This is a genomic window from Thalassotalea euphylliae, assembly GCF_003390375.1.
GTDB classification, from domain to species: domain Bacteria; phylum Pseudomonadota; class Gammaproteobacteria; order Enterobacterales; family Alteromonadaceae; genus Thalassotalea_F; species Thalassotalea_F euphylliae_A.
The window spans coordinates 878,534-900,892 of record NZ_QUOT01000001.1 but is presented as its reverse complement, the minus strand read 5'-3'; the positions used below and the strand labels follow the sequence as shown (position 1 = coordinate 900,892).

The following is a 22,359-nucleotide window of genomic DNA, read 5'->3' as shown; positions in this document are numbered from 1 at the left end:
GCTTTGTGCTTTGGGCTTTGGGCTTTGGGCTTTGGACATTGGCTAAAGGTTGGTGTTTGATGGTTCAATTTTGTCGTGAAGTAAGCGAATAATATCTTTGGTGGTTACAATACCCACAGGTCGTTTGATTTCGTCCACAATTGGCATGCAGGTTACTTGGTGTTCATGTAACTGCTTGACGACATCGGTAATACTAGCACTTGTTGGTAAGCAAACGGGATTGCGAGCAGCGATTTGATGTACCCGCTTATTTAGCGTCGCCGCGTCTCTTGCGGTTTCAGAAGCAAGGCCAACATTAGGACTCAGTGCTCTGAATAAGTCGCGATCCGAGAGTACACCACATAGCGCATTGTTGTTATCAACCACAAGTAAGTGATGGAACTTATATTGATCAAAGATCTCTTTAACTTTGTTCAGGCGCTCATCAAGGTTAATTTTGATGACATCGCGAGTCATGAATTCTGCAACACTAAGCATTCGTCTACGTTACTCACTCTGCTATCTAATAGAGGCTGTATCTGTTTTGCCATTGTTTGGCACAATACCACTGGTTTACCCGTACAGGAAGTTTTTCAAAAGGCAGACATAAACCGCTGTTAGCAATAACTATTTCGCCGATTATAGCGCAAAAAACAAAAAAAGCAGCCGAGGCTGCTTTTTAACTTTTCTCAATGTAGGCGATAACGCCGTATTTGGCTTTTAAATGAAACTAAGCCACTTTTTCAACTGATTCTTCGCCTTTTTCATCGACCTGGCGAATCAAGTAATCAAACGCTGCTAAGCTAGCATTGGCGCCGTTACCCATAGCGATAACGATTTGTTTGTATGGTGAAGTGGTTACATCACCGGCTGCAAATACACCATCCATTGACGTTTCGCCGCGCTCGTTGACAATGATTTCACCACGGTTAGTTAAATCAATGTCGCCATCTAACCATTCAGCGTTAGGTACTAAGCCGATTTGAACGAAGATACCTGCTAGTTCAAGTTCGTGACTGTCACCTGTGGCGCGGTCAGTGTAAGCAAGGCCAGTTACCTTGTTACCGTCGCCTAATACTTTGGTAGTTTGCGCTTGAGTAAGAATAGTAATGTTACCCATAGACTTTGCTTTGCGTTGCAATACTTCGTCAGCACGTAGTTTTGAATCAAATTCTAGTACAGTCACGTGCTCAACAATACCTGCTAAATCAATCGCCGCTTCAATACCTGAGTTACCACCACCGATCACCGCCACTTTTTTGCCTTTAAATAGTGGGCCGTCACAGTGTGGGCAGTAAGCTACACCAGAGCCGCTGTATTCAGCTTCACCAGGTACGTTCATTTTTCTCCAGCGTGCACCCGTAGCAACAATGACACTCTTACTTTTTAGTGTGGCACCATTGTCTAGCTCAATGTTGACTAGCTCGTCTTTGCTTAACTTAACGCCTTTTGCACCTGTCATAATGTCAACGTCGTAGTCTTTTACGTGCTCTTCAAGGCTAGCGACTAATTTAGGGCCTTCGGTTTTCTTCACTGAGATAAAGTTTTCAATACCGACAGTTTCTAAAACTTGACCACCGAAACGGTCAGCAACAATACCCGTTTTAATGCCTTTACGCGCTGCGTAAACAGCAGCTGAAGCACCCGCTGGGCCACCACCGACGATTAATACGTCAAATGCTTCTTTTTCGTTAAGCTTTTCTGCTTGCTTAGCACCTGCGTTTTTATCAACTTTCTTTAAAATGTCGGTTAGTGACATACGGCCTTGACCAAAGCTTTCACCGTTTAGGTAAACACTTGGCACCGCCATAATGTTGCGATCTTTTACTTCGCTTTCGAACAAGCCACCATCAATCATAGTGCTGGTAATTTGCGGATTGATTGCTGCCATAATGTTTAAGGCTTGGACTACGTCTGGGCAGTTTTGACAGCTTAAAGAAATGTAAGTGTCAAAATGGAACTCACCTTCTAACGATTTAATTTGTTCTATTTCTTCTTCCGATACTTTGATCGGATGACCACCTGAGTGCAATAGTGCTAACACTAGTGACGTGAACTCGTGGCCTAATGGGATACCGGCAAAAGCTAATTTAGTGCCAGTTTCTGAGATAACAGTCATTGACGGCTTACGTGCTGCTGCGTCTGTGCTGTTTTCAATCTTGATAAGTGTTGATAGCGATGCAATATCGTCTGCCAACTGCTTTAATTCTTGTGATTTAGCGCTGTCATCAAGGGCAAGGCTCAATGTTACTTGCTTTGTGATGTTCGCTAAATAAGTTTTCAACTGCGTTTTTAAGTCTGAATTTAACATGATAAACTCCTGCGCTCACATCAATTGATGCAGCAATGCTAATAAAATTGGGATTATGGTGGCTTAGCTTAAGTCGTGACAGTGAGAACTACTGTTACGCTTTGTTATCTAGCTAAGCCATTTAGAAACTCTTTGAGTCAGCAGATAAGGCTTAGGCCTAAGCCTTATCTGCAATTAGAGCTTTTCTAGGCGTTAACCTAAAGGCTAGCTTAGATTTTACCTACTAGGTCTAAAGAAGGAGCAAGTGTCTCTTCACCTGGAGTCCAAGCTGCTGGACATACTTCACCGTCGTGCTCAGCTACGTATTGTGCAGCTTGAACCTTACGAACTAGCTCAGATGCAGAGCGACCAATACCTAAGTCGTGAATTTCAGCAACTTTGATTTCGCCTTCAGGGTTGATGACGAAAGTACCACGTAATGCTAAACCTTCTTCTTCGATTAGTACGCCGAAGTTGCGAGAGATTTTACCTGTAGGGTCAGCAAGCATTGGGAACTTGATCTTGTTGATTGTGTCTGACGCATCGTGCCATGCTTTGTGAGTGAAGTGAGTGTCAGTTGATACTGAGTATACTTCAACGCCCATTTCTTGAAGCTTAGCGTAGTGGTCAGCCATGTCACCTAATTCAGTAGGACATACGAAAGTGAAATCTGCTGGGTAGAACATTACTACAGACCATTTACCTAGTAAGTCTTGCTCAGTTACGTCAACGAAATCACCGTTGTGGAAAGCTGTTGAGTTAAATGGTTGTAATTTTGTATTGATTAATGATTGAGTCATTTTCGTTCTCCGTATAGTTGTTCTGTAATGAACTAAAAAAGTCTGTTTGTTTGTTACGGGGAGAATGATAGGGGAAGTTGTGTCTAATTCAAAATTAATTGAGTAGATTGTTGCAATCGAAAAAAGTGAACGATGAAGTTTAAATTGTTAGGTTGTTGAATTATAAGGGTATATTGGTTGTTTTTAATTGCCAGCTTATCGGTTGTCATGTAATTGAATTAAAAAATTCATAGTTGATTATTGAACCGTTTTTCTAAATGGTGATTTAGTGCTCAATTATTAGCACAAAAAAACTATAAAATTGGCCTCATCCAAGCATTAACTATTTTGCTGTATTAGATTTTAATCATTTTGTTTGGCTACGCACCAAAATATCATTAAATATACGGAACTAACTTAAATTGCAGTAGAAGGGGGTTAAGGCTACCATTGGTTGATTCTTGGTTTGATTCTTTCTTCAACTTGAGTGCTGTACCTTTGCCATTGACCATTAAGCTGCTGAAAACGTTATTACGACCACTGGTTGTTTTCACCATTTTACCTGCATCGACCGCCATCTATGCGACACCTAAAGTCACGTTAATTGGGGCGGAAGTTCCTCCGTTTTCATGGCAGCAGGAAAATAAGGTTGTTGGTATTAATATGGATGTTGCCGCACAAGCAGCGCAAAGCATAGGTTATCAAGTTGATCGTAAAATTTTGCCACTAAAGCGCGCGCTATCAACCCTATCACATCAACCAAATACCTTGATGGCGGGCTTAGCGCGCACCCCAGAGCGTGAGCACCTATACACTTGGATTGGGCCCGTTGTATCAATAAAAGTGGGCTTGTTAAGTTGGCAAGAAACTATAAACGCTAGCCAAGGCGAGCAGTTAATGGCGGGCAGCGCAATAGAGTCAGATCAAGTAGATTCAATCGCCTCTGAAGCGCCGCATTATCGTGCAAAGCTTTGTGTTCATTACGACACGCCAATGGAAGCGTGGCTGAAAAACCATGGTGAAACAGACTATATTTCGGTAACCAGTGAACAAGCCTGTTTAAGCTTACTGGCAGAAAAGTTGGTAAAACATTGGTTTACAGAATTCCACTTAGCCCGCTATTTAACCTCAAAGTCTAGTTATCCAGTAGAAAACTTGAGCGAACATGAAGTGCTTATTGAACCTGAATTGTATTTAGCTGGTGGCTTAAATATGTCATCAACAGATATTGAAAAATGGCGCATGGCACTGGAACAGATGGTTGAAGCAGGCGATATCGATAAGATTATTAAGCGATATGTAGACAATTATTAAGCTTGTCGCGGGTTTGATTAAAGAACTGTCTGGGGAATGTAGTGCTAAGCAAGCACTGTAAAAGCAGTATGACAACGCCAGCTATGCAAGCATTGTCATACCTAAGGTTATGCGGATTGGCATCAATACGTTATATAACTACTTTACTTTTCTGCGATACCCGATGCCAATCAGGCCAGCTAACATTAGCGCAATAGCTGGCGGTGCATCAATTGCCGTAGCTGCGCTGATGGGCGCAAAATCATTGCGAAATTCAAAGCTAACAATCTCGTGTAAGCCGCCACCAGCTGCGGTACCAGAGGTAAAGCCGAAGAAAGCATCGCTACTGCCCAGTTCACTAGCTAAATCAACATTTAGTGATAAACCTGCATCGCTAGAGCGAGTTCCTGTATTTGACCACCGTACTTCCAGCAAATCATTAATACCGTTGTAATCAATCCATGCGGACCAAATACCACCAGTATTAAATGCATCGCTTTCAGATGCTTGTGCAACTGATTGGCTGTTACCGCCAAGGTTGATACCAACATGGTTGCCATCAATATCGTTTAGCGTTGTGTTTGTCCAAGTGTCGAACTCAATGCCTAAACTATTGGCAATCCCTTGATAGCCAATGCCTAAACCTTGACTCCCGACATTGGTGTCATTTGTTTGTACGACAAACACTAAGCCGTCAGCACCTTGTATGCCATCAACGTCGGTTAAACCCACTGGTTGAGAAATTTCAAAGGTAAAAAACGCACTAAATGAGGTGTCGTTCAATAAATTAATCGACGAACTTAAAAAGGCGCTACCACTTTGTGAGAGCCCTTGAGTGAGTACCAAGCGATCATTATTCTGCGTAGCATCGCCATTAAGTTGCCATGCTGAAGTGTCGGAAAAATCCGTTTGGCTTACGATCATACCAGCAGTTGCTGGTAGGCTAAGCATCGTTGCGGTAATGAAACTAGCTAACTTCTTCATACTTCATCCTTGCATTACTAAAGTTTATAACAACATTGCCAGCAAATATCGCTAGCGTATTAAACAGGGCGAAATCTAATCTAAAAATACCATTTAGTAAAGCATTAACATATTATTTACAACAATTTGCCGACACACCTAATAGGTGAGCAAGTAGCTGTTCGACTTTTTCAAAGCTAAATGAGGGAGAGAGTTAAAAATTGAGGCAAGTGGTCAATATGAAAACTGTGGGGCGAAATTGCCGGAAGGGGATAAAATTTGAGTTGTAGGCCAACTAAACCAGCATAACCCTGAATTAGTTGACCTATACGTTATGGTTTTATTACCAAATTTTCACACGTTGCTCTGGCGCGATATACATCGCATCGCCTTCTTTTACATCAAACGCTTGGTAGAATTCATCCATATTCGATAGTGAACCTAGTGCACGGAACTCACCCGGTGAATGAGGGTCAGTCGCTACGCGATTACGCATTGATTTTTCAACGATTTTTGAACGCCAAATTTGTGCGTAACCCATAAAGAAGCGTTGGTCGCCTGTTAGGCCATCAATCACTGGTGCTTCTTTACCATTAAGCGACGCCTTATAAGCTTTATAAGCGATCGTCACACCTGATAAATCACCAATGTTTTCACCTAGCGTCAACTTACCGTTAACGTTTAAGTCTTCAAATACTTGGTAACCATCGTACTGCTCAACTAAGTTTGCCGCGCGCTTTTGGAACTCGGCTAAATCGTTTTCAGTCCACCAGTTACGCAGGTTGCCGTCAGCATCATAGCGGCTACCTTGGTCGTCAAAGCCGTGACCCATTTCATGACCAATTACTGCACCAATACCACCGTAGTTAACCGCATCATCAGCACTCATGTTAAAGAATGGCGGTTGTAAAATTGCCGCGGGGAAAACAATTTCGTTAACGGTTGGGTTGTAGTAAGCATTGACCGTTTGCGGTGTCATACCCCATTCCCATTTGCGAATTGGGCCGCCTAATTTTTCGACTTCTTTTTGGTGCGATACTTTACCTGAGCGAATGATATTGCCCACTAAGTCATCGCCTTTGATCATCAATGATGAGTAATCTTCCCACTTGTCTGGGTAGCCGATTTTCGGAGTAAACGCCGCAAGTTTAACTTGTGCCGCTTGCTTGGTTTCGTCAGACATCCACGCTAGGTTATCAATTGATTTACCGTAAGCGCTACGTAAGTTTTCCACTAGCTCACTCATGCGTGCTTTGGCTTCAGGCTTGAAGTGACGTGATACGTAAACTTTACCGATCACTTCACCTAAGTTGCTGTTTACTACACTAACGCCACGTTTCCATTGAGGACGTTGCTCTTTACGACCACTTAATTGTTTTGAGAAAAACTCAAAGTTTTCGTTGTCTAAATCGGCAGTTAGGTAACTTGAGTAGGCACTTAACGTGTGGAATTTTAAGTAAGTTTGCCAATCAGCAAGTGACGTTTCTGCTAATACTTTACCAAAGCCTTCGATAAAGTCTGGTTGGTTAACAATTAAGTCTTTTTGCGAAGCAACACCTTGAGCTGCTAGGTATGCTGACCAATCAATGTTTTCCGAAACACTCTTTAAATTAGCTGTTTCAAATTTGTTGTAGCGCTTTTCACTGTCGCGTGATTGCACACGTGTCCAGTGGTATTCAGCCATCTTAGTTTCTAATGCTAATACTGTTTCGCCTGCTTTTTCACCATTGTCAAAGCCTGCTAATGCAAACATTTTCGCGATATGTGCTTTGTAGCCGGCGCGCAAATCAACAAAGCGCTGTGCATCGTTAAAGTAGTAATCTTTGTCAGGTAAACCTAAACCACCTTGCCACACATGGGTTGCATAACGGCTAGAGTCTTTGGCATCAACGCTAATGTATAAATACATTGGGCTGGTCACACCAACTGATTGGTATTGACCAAAAAACGCCATTAAATCAGACTTGTTTTTCAATGCCTTAATGTCATTTAAAATTGGTTTAATTGGCATGATGCCTAAACCGTTACGCTTTTCTTGATCCATATAAGAGCGGAATAAGTCAGCAACTTTTTGCTCATCTGAACCTGCTTGCAAGTTAGGCGTAGCAGCTAGCTCTTCGATGATCGCTTTAACGTTTTCGTCAGCGTCATCACGTAAATCGTAGAATGAGCCAATAGCCGTTTTATCGCCTGGAATTTCAGTTGCTTTTAACCAGCCACCGTTAACGTAACGGTAGAAGTTATCTTGCGGGCGAACACTCATGTCCATGTTTGCTTGGCTAATACCAGAGGCAAGTGCGGTTTGTTTGAAACTTGTTTCAGTAGTTGCTGATTCTGATATGGCGTTACAGCCAGCTAGCAATAGCAATGATGAACAAATTGCAGAAGATAGAATTGTTTTCATATAGTTACTCTACATTTTCTACTTGGAATGTTTTAACGCACCAGATAGTAATGAATCTGATCTGGAAGCGCTATCAAAAGTTAATGATGTGTTAATTTTGTGTGTGCTAATTGTGTTACAAAATATGTAAACTTATTGGGAAATCAGCTTAGCGCATTGCCAACGACGCCATTTATTTTTTGGCAAGAAAGACATTAACTGCACACTCGCACATTTCTTCAATGCTATTAGCGTCAGCGTATATACCATCAATCAACAAGCGTGCAATACCGTGCATAGTGCCCCAAGTTACTTGCGCGAGGCGCAAGGTATTTTCCTCTTTGGGTAAAATGCCTGCCTGCTGCCAAGCTTTGGTCATTTCTACCTGATGTTGAAATACAGGATAGGCGATGTCGCGCAGTTCTTGGTTTGAATGATCGTTTTTCCATAGGGTATGGCCAAACATCAAGTCGTAAATTGCTGGGTTGTTGGCAGCAAAGTCGATGTATTTAAAGATAAATTGACGATACCTGTCGTTAATTGGCCGCTCTGTATCGTTGAATATTGCTTGCTCGATGGTTTGCCAGCGAAAAAACCCCTCTGCCGCAACAGCACACAATAAGTCGTGTTTGTTTCTAAAATGGTGGTAAGTGGCGGTACGCGACACGCCAACTTTCTCCGCAAGTTTACGTAATGAAAGCGCTTCAACTCCACCCGCATTAATCATTTCTGACGCGGCTTGCAACAAAGTAGGGCGCAAGTCACCGTGGTGATAGCTACTTTTGGCTGATGTATTGGGGTCGGTCTGATTAGTCAGTGGCTTAGTTTGTTTTTTGTCGGTGGTTGATTTAGCAGTCATTTAATTTACAAGGCTTTCTTGTTTACAACGTATTGCGTGAACGTACCGCAACATTAGCGAAAATTAAGCCTGCAACAAGCGACATAAAAATCAAAAAAGTTTGCGAGGCGGTATCTGGCGTATTCAACATATTTTGGCCAGAAACAGCGGAGTTTAACCCAATATACACTTTACTGCCGGGTACCAATACAACCAGACCAAGTAGCATAACAATACTGCTTGGCAAATTCATCACACGTGAGAATAAGTTACTGTAAACGCCTAAAGCAAACGCGCCGGCAAAGGCGCCAAGGGCATAGCCTAAATAAGGTGTCGCCCAAAGTGTCGCGCCATAAGCGATATAGCCGGATATTATCCCCCAAGGCGCATCTTTTTTGCGCACTTGGAACATGATGACTAGGGTCATAGATAAAATGGTTACCGCAACCCAAGAGGTCCAATTTGGCATAGCTGACGGCTGGATAAATTCAGCTGTTCCCCAAATTAAGTTACCAATAGCGATACCCAAAACAGCGCCAAAGTACAGCTTAAAGAGCACCATAATGGCATCCATTATGCGGGCGGTTCCCGACACAAGGTGTCGAGCAGCAAGCTCAGACAAGCCCAGCGTTAGTGACAGGCCGGGAATAAACACAATAATGGCCGACAATATCACCAGTGCCATATTGATGTGGGGATCGTAATTAGTCACCGCAGAGGCAATTAAGGCGCAAACCAACGCAGATAAAGGCTCTAGCGACTCTGAAATTCGCTGTGAGCGTTCAGACCAGAAAACAAATAGGGCAACCACCAAACCGAGTAAGCCTGACCAAAGTACGTCATTCCAACTGGTGTGCATTAACATAGCAAAGGCACCACTTGACGCACCAAATGCTAAAAATGTGATGGTTTTACCGTATGGGTTGGGTTTGTTGTAGATCTCTTCAATGCGCTCAGTTGCTTCGGCTAAGCTGCGTTGACCCGAGCTTAACTCTTCAACTAACTCATCAGTTCTTGCAAGCGAGCCCAGGTCCAAATCACCGGGTTTTACTCGCACAATATAATTGTGCTCGCAATGTTCATCATCAATTAAGACAAAAGTAAGCGAGGTCGGTGTAATAATAAAAGATGCTTTGACGCCAAGAAAATTGGCGACGTTTTGCAGGTGTGCTTCAGAGCGAAAAGAGTTAGTGCCAAACTTATGAAGCGCTTTACCTAAACTAATGATAAATCGGCGCTTTTGTTTGAATTCTGCACTTTGTGGCATGGCTGGTTAAACCCTGATTATTCTTGCTTTGACACTTATTTAGCGTATGGTAAACAAATCTTGTTAGTTTTACAGTCAAAACTTGATACTGCGTATGCCTAACGGCGCTAAAGTAACCAATTTACGTATTTTTTACCGTAAATTAAGCCATTAGCTATTAGCCGTTAATCAAGTAATACCAATTGAATTAATTAGTTGATCAATTATGGCGTAGGAAAAAGGTTCATAAACAAGGCGTTATTTTTTGGTAACTAGTTGTTCTAATTTCAAAAATAACAACGCAGTTTGTGGGCATTTTAACCAGCCAGAATGATCAAGTATTTATTGAAATTGGTATAAATATAGGATGCATTAATCAGGATTCCACATGACGTTACTTATTATTCTTGCCCTTGTGTTTATCAGTGTTGCCATTATGGTGATATTAGGGGAAAAATTTGGTAAACCGCTCGATCAGCCGACACAACAAAAATACAGTAAGATTTTAATCGTGCTTGTGTTTGCTTCTTTATTTATCGCAATTCTAAAAAATGCCTTTGGCTAACGGTTAGTGTTTTAAGTTAGCAGCGATTTAGTTTCAGTTTGCCAAGAAAATTCAACTTGGCTGTCAATATCGCCGCTCCTGTCGTAGGTCACTTCGGTCACCTGTGCCACACCGTCAAAGCGCAGCGTATAAACACACGAAGAGCGAGTACCGTATTCCTCGCCGCGAATGAAAATAGCGCTTAACTGCTTTTCCCATTCATAGGGCAAGCCAGTTTTGGGTAACAGATTATCCGGTGCAGTTTGGTTATCTTGCAATAAACCAAGCAGGTCTTGGTGGTTAAGCTCCCTAGTGCTTTGGCTTGCGATAAAGCGCTCAAGGGCTTGCTCGCCACGTGCCATTTTGGGCCAAATGTCGTCTAGTGCACCATTGCACAGGCTAAAAAATCCAGCCTTATTCTCAGTAAATTGATGATTAACGCTATCAAAGCAGGTTAAACCATGTTGATCGCCATATAGTAAGTTAAAACCTTGATATTGCTGGTACTGCGTGCTTAGTAACTGGGTTAGCTCAGCATTTCCCAATTGGTGCGCTTTTAATACAAGTTCACCACGACTGGTGTATTGACGTGAATTATCAATTGGCAGCTTGCGAAAGTTGGTTAGTGCGGCAAATTTTCCTGAACGAGCAATCGCCAGCCAAGTGCCACCTGCGCTTAAGTCTTTGCCTGCAAGTACGGAAGGTTCAACATCAGCTGTTGGTGATTGCCACCAATGCATTGCGGCTGTTGGTCGTTGCCTAAATTCGTCACGATTTGCCGCAATGATTAACGGATATTTAGGATGTTGATGTAAGGCAATAAACAAAATACACATATTTGCTAAAGTCGGCGGCTAATTTATGAGTAATCGCTATAACTTAGCGGATCCCAGCCTTTAACAAAAGTCTGGGGTGCGTTAAAGTTGTCGCCAGCACGATATAGTGGAAAACAACATGTTCGAACTTCCTCAACTTAACCTAAAAGATAAAGTTTCAGACGCCGAATGGCAGACCCGTATAGATTTGGCGGCTTGTTACCGTTTAGCCTACTTACACGGCTGGGATGATTTGATTTATACCCACATTTCAGCACGTATTCCCGGCACTGACGAGTTTCTTATTAATGCCTTTGGCTTAGCATTTGACGAAATCACCGCGTCTAACTTGGTGAAAATTGATCTGCAAGGCAACATTTTAGATAAAGATTGCCCGTTTGAAATCAACCCAGCAGGCTTTACCATTCATAGCGCAGTACACGAAGTGCGCCACGATGCTATGTGCGTATTGCATTTGCACACCAATGAACTCATTTCGGTGGCAACCTTAAAAAATGGCTTGCAGCCACTTAGTCAATATTCGGCATTTGCGTTGGCATCAATGAGCTATCACGGTTATGAAGGTTTAGCGGTAAACGAAGATGAAAAAGCGCGCTTACAAGCAGACTTAGGTACGGCTAACTTTATGTTACTGCGCAATCACGGTGGCTTAACCTGCGGTAAAACCATTGGTGATGCCTTTATGCATATGTATGACTTAACGCGCGCTTGCCAAGTACAATTGCAAGTTCAAGCAACAGGCCAAGAACTGATTGAAGTTGACCAAAGCATTGTCGATAACATCAAAGCACAAGCGAATGTCGTACATACAGGTTTAACTGGTGGGCAAAAATCATGGCCAGCAATGTTGCGCCGTATTTATCGCCTTGACCCAAGCTTTGCAAGTTAATAACTGCACGATTTCGTCCAGCTTTATTTAACCTAGATAACACCAAACTGATAATTTCAAATAAATAACAGAGAATCCCCAATGAAAATTACCCACGTAGAAATTTTTGATATCCATTGCCCTGAGCGCCCACCATGGAATCCGGTATTTGTTCGTATTCATACCGACGAGGGGATTCACGGGGTGGGTGAAGCTGGTTTGGCTTATGACTGGGGTCATAGTGCTGCAGCCGCGATGATCAAAGAAATTGCCGAGGCGGTATTAATTGGCTTTAACCCGTTTCAAACCGAACTATTGTGGTCGCGAATGCTACGTGAAAGCTTCTGGGGACTAGGTGGTGGCCCTGTACTTTATGCGGCGATGAGTGCCATTGATACCGCGCTTTGGGACATCAAAGGTAAGGCATTAGGCTTGCCGGTTTATCAGTTACTTGGTGGTAAAACAAATACCAAACTACGCACTTACGCGAGCCAGTTGCAGTTTGACTGGGATAAAGAGTGTAAAAAATTGATTGAGCCTGCCGAGTATGCCGAAGCTGCATTAAAAGCGATGGCCGAAGGCTATGACGCAGTAAAAGTAGACCCTATTGTTTATGACGCCAATGGCGAATCCTCGTTTGATCGAACCAAGTTATTTACTAAACCACAAATGCGTTTATTTGGTGATCGCTTGCGCGCTATTCGCGACGCTGTGGGTGAAGACGTTGATATTATTTTTGAATCACACTCACTAATGGGCGCCGCTTCTGCAATTCAAATGGGTGAAGTGATCGAAGAGGTTGGCTGTATGATGTACGAAGAGCCAGTGAACTACTTAAATTCAAAAGTGCACAAAAAAGTGTCTGATCGCGTCAATGTGCCAATTGCTGGTGGTGAACGTTTGTACCACCGTTGGGATGTCCGCCCTTATTTTGAAGATCAAAGTATTGATGTATTACAACCAGATGTTGGCTTGTGTGGCGGCTTCACTGAAGCGAAAAAAGTGTGTGACTATGCCGACACTTACGATATTCGCGTGCAAGCGCATGTTTGTGGCGGGCCTGTAGCAACGGCTGCGTCATTACACTTAGAAACGGCTATTCCAAACTTCTTGATTCACGAGCATCACACTTACGCCATCAAAGCGTGGAACCGTGAACTTTGTATTCAAGATCCACAGCCAGTTGATGGTTTCTTTGAAGTGTCAGAAACACCGGGTATCGGCATTGAGCTTAACGATGAAGTTGTTAAGCGCTCACCGCACGTTACGGTTAAATAAGCGCTTAGCCAGCAACTAATTACCATTTAACTAGATATTTTATTTGTAAACCGACTACGGAGCTAACATGACATTGATTGGTGAGAATAACTTTGGCCGTATCAAGCAAGAAGGGCTAGGGGAGTCGCTAGCGCAGCTAGTGATGGAACATCAATCTTGTCATGCCCGTGTTAGCTTGTATGGCGGCCAAGTACTTGCTTGGCAGCCACGTGAGCAAGAAGAAGTCTTTTGGCTATCGAATTCGTCTGATTATTCACAAGGCAAGGCGATTCGCGGCGGTATTCCGCTGTGTTGGCCTTGGTTTGGTGCACACCCTAACGCTGAGGGTGCGGGTAATCATGGCTTTGCTCGTAACGTCGTCTGGCAACTAAGCAATTCACTAATTACTGAAGCAGGTGTAGAGCTTGAATTGGTATGGCAAGGAGAAAACCAGCACCCGCAATGGCCTTTTAAAACCAAAGTTGTACAAAAACTTGTCTTGGGTGAAACGTTTACGCAGCAACTAACCATTGAAAACCAATCACCAGACACAATTGAATTTACCGGCGCATTACATAGCTACTTCGCCGTTAGTAACCCTGCTCAGGTGACTATTCCAAACCTTGATAATGTGCCTTTTGATTGCAAACTCAGCGAACAAAAAGGCCAGCAAGACTCACTTGAGAACGCAGTAGGGCCACTGGATCGTATTTACTATTTTGATCAGCAAATGAAGATCGTCGACGCTGGCAAGCAGCGAGTCATTCATCTAATGCCTAGCCAGGTGAACAATTGGGTACTATGGAATCCTGGGCAGAAAACGGCGGCAGGTATGGCAGATGTCCATGCAGGTGGCGAACAAGAGTATGTTTGTCTTGAAGCGGCGAATACTCAGCCGCTTTCCGTTGCATCGGGAAAGTCGGTGACGTTTGGCCAAGTGATTAGTGTAACCAGCTTATCGTAAGTAATGTTTCAGCTATAGCTAGCTAAGGTAAACGTAAGCTAGCCAATAGCTACCCAATAATAACGCAATTTCGACCATTTTCTTTTGCTTGATAAAGGGCGCGATCAGCGCGTTTGACAATAGCATTTAGCGATTCTACGTTTAAATCACCCTCGGCTAAGCCAAAGCTCAATGTTACGTTAACCATGGGCGACTGTTTCTCTAGCCTTATTTGTCGGCTCGCTATGGTTTGGCGAGCGCGTTCGGCAATTTCAAATGCCTGGTTGCGGCCGGTATCGGGTAGCATAATAATAAACTCTTCACCGCCCCAACGGGCTACTACATCAAATTGTCGCAGTGAGTTCGACAGTTCAGTGGCGATTAACTTTAACACTTCATCGCCAGCCAAATGTCCGTACTGGTCGTTAATACTTTTAAACTTGTCGATATCAGCAATTACCACAGACAAAAACCGATGTTTACTGCGAATATCTTCTGCCTTCCAATTAATAAAGCTGCGATTGGGGAGTTTAGTTAGAAAGTCAGTTTCAGAGTCTTTGACTAAATCATGCTTAAACGCAGTATTTTTGTATTCAAAGGCAAAATACAACGCCAGTACAACCAGCAAAAATACAAAAACCGTACTAACGAGTTGCTGCCAGTAAGTACTTTGTTTATAAGGCGGAGGAGCGACAAGATAAAGGTGCCATTTAAGTTCAGGAATCGCAATTTTACTGATCACATATTGACTGCCATTGACCTCAACCATATCGCTTGAACGTCCTTTTTTTTCTTGCGCAGCAAAAGATTCGAACCAAGGCAAACTGGTTAAATTTACAATTTCGTCTTTGCGGTGGTGGCTTTCGGTTTTCATCAGTGATGATGAGGTGATGGTGATATTATGCTGCTGATCGGCAACATATAATTCGTAGCCAAATTTATCGCGAAAAGTGCCAAAACTCGCAGAGAAGTGGTCAAGATCGACCCCGACACCGGCAAAGCCTAGAAATGCGCCCTGTGCATCGCGCAGTTTTACATCAAAATAAAGGTGTGGGTTTTCTACATTGCCGATATCGGCAATTTGCTCTTGCTCGGAGTCCTTCAAACGGTGGAACCACTCTGCACGATCGCTGGTCAGTGGCGATTGCTTATAGTCTGAGTCAAGCATGAAGTTATGCTTTTCAAAAGCAACAAACGCCAACAATCCGTAGGCATCGCTAATGCCCTTAAGGTAAGAGCCAAGTTGTTCGATATTAACCGTATCAGCTTGAGCCACTTGATTAATAAAGTGATTTTTGGCGATATGGTGAGAAATCGTCAGCGGGCGAATAATTTCATTGGTGGCAAGAGATAATAGCGGCACTACCGCTTGTTGCTGATGGTTAAAGTGATCACGAATCACTTTATTAAAGGTGAAGTATGAGGTAATTATCAGCACGATAACGGTGGTGATAAATATTAAGGTTACATGTCGATCAAATCGTTTTGTTAACCTCATCTAATGTACTCACATGCACCGCAGTCTAAAACTAAACCACATCATATTGAGGATGTTATGCGGTTGCAACTATACAGAAATATGCGCTCGCCCAGAATAAACGGTATTTTCAGCCATAAACCTTTGACTACTAAAGCTAGCCAACCCTTAAGTACTTTTTAATTAAGCCGTGGGTAAAGGGTATTTTAAGATAAAAGCCTCGCGGTAGCGTTTTAAAGCGGCGGCCATGTTTATCAAAGGCATCAGTTTTAGCTTTGCTGTTTGCGGCTTTTGGTCTTAGCTGCATCACTTGTCCGTGTTTGCCGCTAATATTTTCTACTTCACCGAGTACTATCATGTCGATCAGCTCTTGCCAGTCGTTTGCGAGTAACGCTTCTTCCTCTGGTGATGGCGACCACAAAAAAGGCATGCCGACAATGCGATCAGGCACTGGCATTTCACGTTCAGCCACAATCGGCACCCAAAGCACGCGCTTTAATTTATTTTTTACATGGCTATTTTGCCAATTCACACCCACTAGGCCGGTGAATGGAGCAACGCTCACAAAGGTGGTTTCCAGTGGTTTACCTTGGCGATTAATGGGAATGGTTTTAAGTTCAATGCCAAGTTCAGGAAAGTCAGGCTCTGGTTTTGAGCCAGCGGTTGCACCCAAAGTATGTTCCAATAACAGTCCCGGCCAGCCTTTATCGCGGAGCAAATTAGTAGGTACTTCAATGCCAGCTTGTGCCGCAATTTCACCAAGGGTAAAGCCCGCAAGACTTTGTGCTTTAGTTATTAATGCGTGCTCAGAATCGGGAATATTTTCTTTTGGGGTAATCATTTAGTGACGTTAGGTAGTGGAGCGAGGTTAAGTTTGTCGACATTCTAACCTGATTATTCAGCAGCAAAAAATAATCTGGCAAATAATTTGCTCAGGCCATGACTTTGTGGAAGAATCAAAGCATAACGAATTTGTTGCTGGGAGTTCCTGTGATAGATGCCGAAGGCTATCGAGCCAATGTCGGCATAGTAATAATCAATGACAGGGGACAGGTATTTTGGGCAAGGCGTTTTGGGCAACATTCATGGCAATTTCCACAAGGTGGAATTGATGAGGGCGAGTCTGCTGAAAAAACACTTTATCGCGAACTATACGAAGAAGTGGGCTTAAAGCCAGAACACGTTAAAATTGTTGCAACAAGTAAGCATTGGCTAAGGTACAAATTACCAAAGAGATTTATCAGACACGATAGTAAACCCGTATGTATTGGCCAAAAACAGAAATGGTTTTTGCTAAAACTAGTGGCAGATGATTCTGCTGTGAATTTAATGCACTCATCACACCCCGAGTTCGATGATTGGCGTTGGGTAAGCTACTGGTATCCTGTCAGACAGGTAGTATCTTTTAAGAAGGATGTTTATCGCAAAGTGATGAAGGAATTTGCCTCAAGCGCAATGCCTTTTCATCGTCATGACCGTAGAAAACGTCGTAGCTGATTGTCGTAAAAGATTATTATTATGTGTTAATCGCCTGCTTATCGCGGGCGATTTTATTATCTTCTGCTGTATCTTCTGCCGTATTTTCTGCTTAAGATTCTGCAGTAATGTGGAGCCATCACCACGACTTCTTTTTAGAGAAACATTAGAGCAAATATATCTGAGCAAATTGCGCAGTAAGCGCTTAGAAAAGGAATTGCATGTTAACCACGTTACGCCGCATTGTGTTGGAGTTTGGCCGCGAACCGGAGTTGGAAATCGCGCTGCAACAACTTGTAACGCAAGTAAAACAGGCGATGAATACTGACTGTTGCTCTATCTACTTAGCTGATTATCAGCATCAGCACTTCTTATTAATGGCCTCAGATGGCCTTGCTAAAGGCTCATTGGGTTACACTCGTATCGGTTTTACTGAGGGCCTTGTCGGCTTAGTAGGACAACGTGAAGAGCCGCTCAATATCGCCAATGCTCATGCGCATCCTCATTTTAAGCAAGCACCAGAAGTTCAAGAAGACGACTTACGGGCGTTTTTGGGCACACCGATTATTCATCAGCGTAAAGTTATTGGCATTTTGTCAATTCAACAAAAGCAATCACGTAGCTTTAACGAGAATGAAGAAGCCTTTCTAGTTACGCTTTCGGCGCAGCTAGCGACGGTGTTAGCGGATGCTGAAAAGCATGGCAAAGCGGCACAAACAGGCTTGCAGCCGTTTCAACAGTTGTCGGGTATTGCGGGCTCTGCCGGTGTTGCCATGGCGCCTATGCGAGTGGTGCAGCCCAGAGCTGATTTAAAAAAACTATCGCTGCAAAAAGTGTATGCCAGTGCCGAGCAAATTGAGCGTTATCACAAAGCGGTGCTAAAAACGCGCGTTGATTTTGAAGCTATGAGCTTGAAACTCAACCACATCGTCGCGCAAGACACGCTTGATATTTTCGAGATGTACAAGCAAATGCTCGACAACGCCAGTATTGGCAAAGAGGTTGAGGCCAAGATAAAAACAGGCTGGTGTGCTGAAAGTGCGTTAAAGCTAGTAATTGATCACTATGCCTTACAGTTTGAAGCGCTTGAAGAAGCGTACTTGCGCGAACGTGCGAGCGATATTCGCGACCTTGGTAACCGTGTGCTGTTTAACTTACAGCAACTGTCGTTGGAAAGCGAAAAATTACCTGAGCAGTTTATCTTAGTCGCCGATGATGTAACCGCATCTATGATTGCCGAATACCAGCAACGCGGCCTGCAAGGGATTGTTTCGGTAACGGGCTCTAACAACTCACACGCAGCGATTCTAGCGCGTGCCATGGGGCTGCCTGCGATAATGGGCATCAGTTCATTGTCGCTTAGCCACCTTGACCATCAAGAAGCGATATTGGATGGTTACAGCGGTGATTTATTTATCTCACCCGATGCCACGTTAGTTCAAGAATATCGTCACCTGATTGACGAAGAAACGGCATTAACCGAGAAAGTAAAGGCGGTAATTGGTTTACCAGCAGTAACACCTGACGGTCGGGGTATTGAGCTGGTGCTTAATGCCGGCTTAAGTGCGGGCTTTGAACATTCGCAAAAGGTGGGTGCGCTGGGCATTGGACTTTATCGCACTGAAATTCCTTTTATGAATCGCAGCTGTTTCCCGTCAGAGCATGAACAAACGGTGTGGTACCAAGAAGTTTTAAAAGCCTTTCCAAGCCATAACGTGACCATGCGCACTTTAGATGTGGGCGGCGATAAAGCACTACCTTATTTCCCCATTCAAGAAGATAACCCGTTTTTGGGCTGGCGCGGTATACGCATTACGCTCGATCATCCTGAAATATTTTTACTGCAAGTACGCGCGATGATCCGCGCCAATATCGGCTGCAATAATTTAGAAATTATGTTGCCGATGATCTCCAGCGTTGGCGAAGTTGATGATGCTGTGCGCTTAATTAATCAGGCGTATCATGAGTTGTGTACTGAATATGAGCAAAAGCTGACTAAGCCGAGTGTTGGCATTATGTTGGAAGTGCCGGGTGTGCTCTATCAATTAAAAGAGTTAGCTCAGCGGGTAGACTTTTTCTCGGTTGGCAGTAACGACTTAACTCAATATTTATTGGCCGTAGATCGCAACAATTCACGAGTTGCAAATATTTATGATTTCTATCATCCAGCGGTGCTTCGAGCGCTCAACTTTATTGCGCAAGAATCGAATAAGTATTTGGTGCCATTAAGTTTATGTGGTGAATTAGCCAGTGAGCCTGCGGGAGCTCTGCTATTATTAGCCATGGGGTACGATAAATTAAGCATGAATTCGTACAACATTAGCCGCGTTAAATGGGTGATTCGCCACGTTGAATTGCAACGCGCCAAAGTCATGTTGTCACACGCACTAACCCTTAGTAATGCTCAACAAGTTCACAATTACCTGAGCGAACAATTGGAGTCACTTGGCCTAGGCGGGTTTGTTAGAGCGGGTATGTAGCTTTCGTTGCGTTATTGCGATAGGCAAATTTAGCATTCACACAAACAAAAGAGCTGAGATGCTAACCACGTTTTTTATTTCTTGTTTGGTATTAGGTGCACTCGTTGGCCTGCTAGCGGGTTTACTTGGCATAGGTGGTGGCTTAGTGATTGTGCCAGCACTGGTCTATTTACTGCCAATTGCTGGCGTTGACCCATCGATTGTTATGCCAATAGCGCTAGCAACTTCGTTGGCAACCATCGTATTAACTTCTGTCTCTGCGGTACGTGCACATCATAAAAATCGCAATATTCCTTGGGAATTGGCGAGACAAATCATGCTCGTGGTTGCTGTCGGTGCCTTACTTGGCGCTTTTATCGCTGATACCTTGTCAGGCCAAACATTAACCTACATTTTTGCCACTGCGGTTAGCTTGTTAGCGGTTTACATGCTGGTTTCCATTAAACGACCTACCTCTAGAGCGATGCCAAGCGCATTTGTGTTTCAAGTTTCAGGCTTAATTACGGGTATTATGGCAAGTTTGATGGGGATTGCAGGGGGCGCAATATTAATTCCATTACTGAGTTATTTTGGCGTGCAAATGCGGCAAAGCATTGGCGTTGCCACTGCCTGTGGTTTAGTGGTCGCGCTGTTTGGCTCACTTGGCTATATCGTCACAGGGCTTGAACAAACTAACTTGCCGAATTGGAGCTTAGGCTATATCTATTTGCCCGCACTGGTGGGGATCAGTTTAACGTCATCTTTGTTTGCGCGTTACGGCGTAAAGCTTTCAGCGAAATTACCCGTGCGAACGTTAAAAAAAGCGTTCGCGGTGTTTTTAATTCTCGTGGCGATAAGAATGGCATTTTAGCTGTCGTTAAAACCTTGCTAAAAAACAATTTACAAATTACTGAGAGCAAGCATAGAGCAGTGCTAGAATTTGCTCGTGGAACTAGGCATAATCTAATCAAATTTTAACAACCTATCGCCAATGCAAAGTTGGTGGAATTATAAGAATTTTCATGTCCTCTGAATTTATTCAATTTCCGGCTATAGACCCGGTAATTTTTAGTGTTGGCCCGGTAGCAATCCGCTGGTATGGGTTAATGTATTTAATAGGCTTTATTGCCGCCATGTTTATCGCTAATCGCGCTGCTGATAACAGCAAAGGCGAATGGACACGTGACCAAGTAAGCGATTTACTTTTTTATGGTTTCCTTGGAGTTATTTTAGGTGGTCGTTTAGGCTACGTATTTTTCTACCAGTTTGAATATTTGCTGGTTGAGCCGATGTATCTCTTTAAAATTTGGGAAGGGGGCATGTCGTTCCACGGCGGCTTGCTAGGCGTAATTACCGCAATTTTCTTATTTGCCCGCAAAACCAATAAACGCTTCTTAGCAGTAGGTGATTTTGTTGCGCCGCTTGTGCCAATTGGCTTAGGCATGGGGCGTATTGGTAACTTTATTAACGCTGAGCTTTGGGGACGCCAAACTGATATGGCGTGGGGTGTTGTCTTCCCGAATGATCCGCTAGCAGTGCCGCGCCATCCTTCGCAGTTATATGAGTTTGCACTTGAAGGCGTGGTGTTATTTGCCATTCTTTACTGGATTGTGCGTAAACCTCGAACGCTTGGTTTAGCGTCAGGGACTTTCTTAATTGGTTACGGTGTATTTAGAACCTTTATCGAGTTTTTCCGCGAACCCGATGCACACTTAGGCTTTATTTTTGCCAATATTACCCAAGGCCAAATTTTGAGTTTCCCGATGATCCTAACAGGCGTTATCATTATTTTGATTGGTCGTAATATGCAAGCAAAAGCGGCGATTGCTGGAGCAAGCAAATGAGACAGTATTTAGATTTATGCCAGCGCATTGTTGATGAAGGTGTTTGGGTTGATAACAAACGCACAGGTAAACGTTGCCTAACCGTTATTGATGCTGAACTTAACTATAATGTCGGCAACAATGAATTCCCGTTAATTACAACTCGTAAGAGCTTTTGGAAAGCAGCCATTGCAGAACTGCTTGGTTATTTGCGCGGTTATGACAATGCTGCCGATTTTCGTGCCATCGGTTGTAACACGTGGAATGCTAACGCCAACGAGAACGACGCTTGGTTAAACAACCCTCATCGCAAAGGTGACGATGATATGGGGCGTGTTTATGGCGTGCAAGGTCGCGGCTGGGCAAAGCCTGATGGCGGCGTGGTTGATCAACTAGCTAAATTGGTTAACGACCTGAAAAACGGCATTGACGATCGCGGTGAAATTTTATCTTTCTACAACCCTGGTGAATTCCATATGGGCTGTTTACGCCCATGTATGCACACACACAACTTTTCTTTGTTGGGTGATACGCTTTACCTCACGAGTTATCAGCGTTCGTGCGACGTGCCCTTAGGGCTTAACTTTAACCAAATTCAAGTGTATGTGTTGCTGGCGTTAGTGGCGCAAATTACTGGTCACAAAGCTGGTATGGCGTATCATAAAATCGTTAACGCACATATTTATGAAGACCAGTTAGACTTAATGAAGAATGTGCAGCTTAAGCGTGAGCCGTTTGCAGCACCAAAACTCAATATTAATCCGGATATTAAAACCCTAGAAGATATTGAAACTTGGGTGACGCTTGATGACTTCTCAGTAGAAGGCTACGAGCATCACGACGCTATTGCATACCCGTTCTCGGTATAGCAGCACGGTAATTGACTGGTTGAATTTAATAGGAGC

Annotated in this window: 20 protein-coding genes; 10 read left to right on the top strand and 10 right to left on the bottom strand. The window is 43.5% G+C overall.

Translation table 11 applies throughout. The features are described 5' to 3' along the window. Positions 1-42: 42 nt before the first annotated feature. The 3 genes from DXX94_RS04010 to ahpC all read right to left on the bottom strand — a co-directional run bounded on the left by DXX94_RS04010 (position 43) and on the right by ahpC (position 3,069). The gene (locus tag DXX94_RS04010) at positions 43-477 is read right to left on the bottom strand and encodes a CBS domain-containing protein (protein ID WP_116014016.1); all 435 of its coding nucleotides are present in this window, start codon (positions 475-477) and stop codon (positions 43-45) included. Positions 478-709: 232 nt separating this feature from the next. Continuing rightward, entirely contained in the window at positions 710-2,290 is a 1,581-nt protein-coding gene (gene ahpF, locus DXX94_RS04005) for an alkyl hydroperoxide reductase subunit F (protein ID WP_116014015.1), read from the bottom strand. 209 nt (positions 2,291-2,499) lie between these two features. After that, on the bottom strand, positions 2,500-3,069 hold the full coding sequence (gene ahpC, locus DXX94_RS04000) for an alkyl hydroperoxide reductase subunit C (protein ID WP_115999828.1): 570 nt from the start codon (positions 3,067-3,069) through the stop codon (positions 2,500-2,502). Positions 3,070-3,498: 429 nt separating this feature from the next. Between ahpC and DXX94_RS03995 the strand changes: the two genes are divergently transcribed. Next, complete coding sequence (locus tag DXX94_RS03995; protein ID WP_181901472.1) at positions 3,499-4,362, top strand: substrate-binding periplasmic protein; 864 nt, start codon at positions 3,499-3,501, stop codon at positions 4,360-4,362. A gap of 138 nt (positions 4,363-4,500) precedes the next feature. On the opposite strand, the gene DXX94_RS03990 is transcribed toward DXX94_RS03995, so the two are convergent. The 4 genes from DXX94_RS03990 to DXX94_RS03975 form a co-directional block, all read right to left on the bottom strand. After that, a complete protein-coding gene (locus DXX94_RS03990; protein ID WP_116014012.1) occupies positions 4,501-5,325 on the bottom strand; it encodes an L-type lectin-domain containing protein in 825 nt (274 codons plus the stop codon). Positions 5,326-5,647: 322 nt separating this feature from the next. Beyond that, positions 5,648-7,708, bottom strand: coding sequence for a M13 family metallopeptidase (locus DXX94_RS03985; RefSeq protein WP_116014010.1), 2,061 nt, complete (start codon positions 7,706-7,708; stop codon positions 5,648-5,650). Between the two features lie 172 nt (positions 7,709-7,880). Next, complete coding sequence (locus DXX94_RS03980; RefSeq protein WP_116014009.1) at positions 7,881-8,546, bottom strand: TetR/AcrR family transcriptional regulator; 666 nt, start codon at positions 8,544-8,546, stop codon at positions 7,881-7,883. Between the two features lie 22 nt (positions 8,547-8,568). Next, on the bottom strand, positions 8,569-9,792 hold the full coding sequence (locus DXX94_RS03975; protein ID WP_116014007.1) for a threonine/serine ThrE exporter family protein: 1,224 nt from the start codon (positions 9,790-9,792) through the stop codon (positions 8,569-8,571). Between the two features lie 367 nt (positions 9,793-10,159). Between DXX94_RS03975 and DXX94_RS19255 the strand changes: the two genes are divergently transcribed. After that, positions 10,160-10,336 carry a hypothetical protein gene (locus tag DXX94_RS19255; protein ID WP_181901471.1) on the top strand — a complete coding sequence of 59 codons (177 nt, stop codon included), beginning with the start codon at positions 10,160-10,162 and terminating at the stop codon, positions 10,334-10,336. Positions 10,337-10,347: 11 nt separating this feature from the next. Here DXX94_RS19255 and DXX94_RS03970 read toward each other — a convergent pair whose 3' ends face one another. Continuing rightward, positions 10,348-11,151 carry an NRDE family protein gene (locus tag DXX94_RS03970; RefSeq protein WP_116014006.1) on the bottom strand — a complete coding sequence of 268 codons (804 nt, stop codon included), beginning with the start codon at positions 11,149-11,151 and terminating at the stop codon, positions 10,348-10,350. A 118-nt stretch (positions 11,152-11,269) separates the two neighbouring features. On the opposite strand from DXX94_RS03970, the gene DXX94_RS03965 reads away from it, so the two are divergent. From DXX94_RS03965 to DXX94_RS03955, 3 genes are all read left to right on the top strand, one after another. Next, the gene (locus DXX94_RS03965; protein WP_116014004.1) at positions 11,270-12,040 is read left to right on the top strand and encodes a class II aldolase/adducin family protein; all 771 of its coding nucleotides are present in this window, start codon (positions 11,270-11,272) and stop codon (positions 12,038-12,040) included. A gap of 81 nt (positions 12,041-12,121) precedes the next feature. After that, the gene (locus tag DXX94_RS03960) at positions 12,122-13,297 is read left to right on the top strand and encodes a mandelate racemase/muconate lactonizing enzyme family protein (RefSeq protein WP_115999836.1); all 1,176 of its coding nucleotides are present in this window, start codon (positions 12,122-12,124) and stop codon (positions 13,295-13,297) included. 67 nt (positions 13,298-13,364) lie between these two features. Beyond that, on the top strand, positions 13,365-14,240 hold the full coding sequence (locus DXX94_RS03955; RefSeq protein ID WP_116014003.1) for a D-hexose-6-phosphate mutarotase: 876 nt from the start codon (positions 13,365-13,367) through the stop codon (positions 14,238-14,240). Between the two features lie 49 nt (positions 14,241-14,289). On the opposite strand, the gene DXX94_RS03950 is transcribed toward DXX94_RS03955, so the two are convergent. Together DXX94_RS03950 and mutH are read right to left on the bottom strand one after the other, a co-directional pair. Beyond that, a complete protein-coding gene (locus DXX94_RS03950; RefSeq protein ID WP_116014001.1) occupies positions 14,290-15,717 on the bottom strand; it encodes a sensor domain-containing diguanylate cyclase in 1,428 nt (475 codons plus the stop codon). A gap of 136 nt (positions 15,718-15,853) precedes the next feature. Then, positions 15,854-16,537, bottom strand: a complete 684-nt coding sequence (gene mutH / locus DXX94_RS03945; RefSeq protein WP_116014000.1) for a DNA mismatch repair endonuclease MutH — start codon at positions 16,535-16,537, stop codon at positions 15,854-15,856. Positions 16,538-16,686: 149 nt separating this feature from the next. On the opposite strand from mutH, the gene rppH reads away from it, so the two are divergent. The 5 genes from rppH to DXX94_RS03920 all read left to right on the top strand — a co-directional run bounded on the left by rppH (position 16,687) and on the right by DXX94_RS03920 (position 22,323). After that, positions 16,687-17,193, top strand: coding sequence for an RNA pyrophosphohydrolase (gene rppH / locus DXX94_RS03940; protein WP_116002335.1), 507 nt, complete (start codon positions 16,687-16,689; stop codon positions 17,191-17,193). 200 nt (positions 17,194-17,393) lie between these two features. Further along, positions 17,394-19,652 (top strand): phosphoenolpyruvate--protein phosphotransferase, encoded by a 2,259-nt coding sequence (gene ptsP / locus DXX94_RS03935; RefSeq protein ID WP_116013998.1) that lies wholly within the window; start codon positions 17,394-17,396, stop codon positions 19,650-19,652. Positions 19,653-19,710: 58 nt separating this feature from the next. Further along, positions 19,711-20,502, top strand: a complete 792-nt coding sequence (locus tag DXX94_RS03930; RefSeq protein ID WP_116013997.1) for a sulfite exporter TauE/SafE family protein — start codon at positions 19,711-19,713, stop codon at positions 20,500-20,502. 151 nt (positions 20,503-20,653) lie between these two features. Then, complete coding sequence (lgt, locus tag DXX94_RS03925) at positions 20,654-21,475, top strand: prolipoprotein diacylglyceryl transferase (RefSeq protein ID WP_116013995.1); 822 nt, start codon at positions 20,654-20,656, stop codon at positions 21,473-21,475. Then, positions 21,472-22,323, top strand: coding sequence for a thymidylate synthase (locus DXX94_RS03920; protein WP_116013993.1), 852 nt, complete (start codon positions 21,472-21,474; stop codon positions 22,321-22,323). The genes lgt and DXX94_RS03920 overlap by 4 nt, the downstream gene beginning before the upstream one ends. Positions 22,324-22,359 lie beyond the last annotated feature (36 nt).

Coding starts and splice junctions, on each gene's coding strand:
- DXX94_RS03950 (WP_116014001.1), bottom strand. CDS start 15,717: ATGAGGTTAACAAAACGATTTGATCGACATGTAACCTTAATATTTATC.
- DXX94_RS19255 (WP_181901471.1), top strand. CDS start 10,160: ATGACGTTACTTATTATTCTTGCCCTTGTGTTTATCAGTGTTGCCATT.
- ahpF (WP_116014015.1), bottom strand. CDS start 2,290: ATGTTAAATTCAGACTTAAAAACGCAGTTGAAAACTTATTTAGCGAAC.
- DXX94_RS03955 (WP_116014003.1), top strand. CDS start 13,365: ATGACATTGATTGGTGAGAATAACTTTGGCCGTATCAAGCAAGAAGGG.
- DXX94_RS03990 (WP_116014012.1), bottom strand. CDS start 5,325: ATGAAGAAGTTAGCTAGTTTCATTACCGCAACGATGCTTAGCCTACCA.
- mutH (WP_116014000.1), bottom strand. CDS start 16,537: ATGATTACCCCAAAAGAAAATATTCCCGATTCTGAGCACGCATTAATA.
- ptsP (WP_116013998.1), top strand. CDS start 17,394: ATGTTAACCACGTTACGCCGCATTGTGTTGGAGTTTGGCCGCGAACCG.
- DXX94_RS03970 (WP_116014006.1), bottom strand. CDS start 11,151: ATGTGTATTTTGTTTATTGCCTTACATCAACATCCTAAATATCCGTTA.
- DXX94_RS03975 (WP_116014007.1), bottom strand. CDS start 9,792: ATGCCACAAAGTGCAGAATTCAAACAAAAGCGCCGATTTATCATTAGT.
- DXX94_RS03985 (WP_116014010.1), bottom strand. CDS start 7,708: ATGAAAACAATTCTATCTTCTGCAATTTGTTCATCATTGCTATTGCTA.
- DXX94_RS04010 (WP_116014016.1), bottom strand. CDS start 477: ATGCTTAGTGTTGCAGAATTCATGACTCGCGATGTCATCAAAATTAAC.
- DXX94_RS03920 (WP_116013993.1), top strand. CDS start 21,472: ATGAGACAGTATTTAGATTTATGCCAGCGCATTGTTGATGAAGGTGTT.
- DXX94_RS03980 (WP_116014009.1), bottom strand. CDS start 8,546: ATGACTGCTAAATCAACCACCGACAAAAAACAAACTAAGCCACTGACT.
- DXX94_RS03960 (WP_115999836.1), top strand. CDS start 12,122: ATGAAAATTACCCACGTAGAAATTTTTGATATCCATTGCCCTGAGCGC.
- DXX94_RS03965 (WP_116014004.1), top strand. CDS start 11,270: ATGTTCGAACTTCCTCAACTTAACCTAAAAGATAAAGTTTCAGACGCC.
- lgt (WP_116013995.1), top strand. CDS start 20,654: ATGTCCTCTGAATTTATTCAATTTCCGGCTATAGACCCGGTAATTTTT.
- DXX94_RS03930 (WP_116013997.1), top strand. CDS start 19,711: ATGCTAACCACGTTTTTTATTTCTTGTTTGGTATTAGGTGCACTCGTT.
- ahpC (WP_115999828.1), bottom strand. CDS start 3,069: ATGACTCAATCATTAATCAATACAAAATTACAACCATTTAACTCAACA.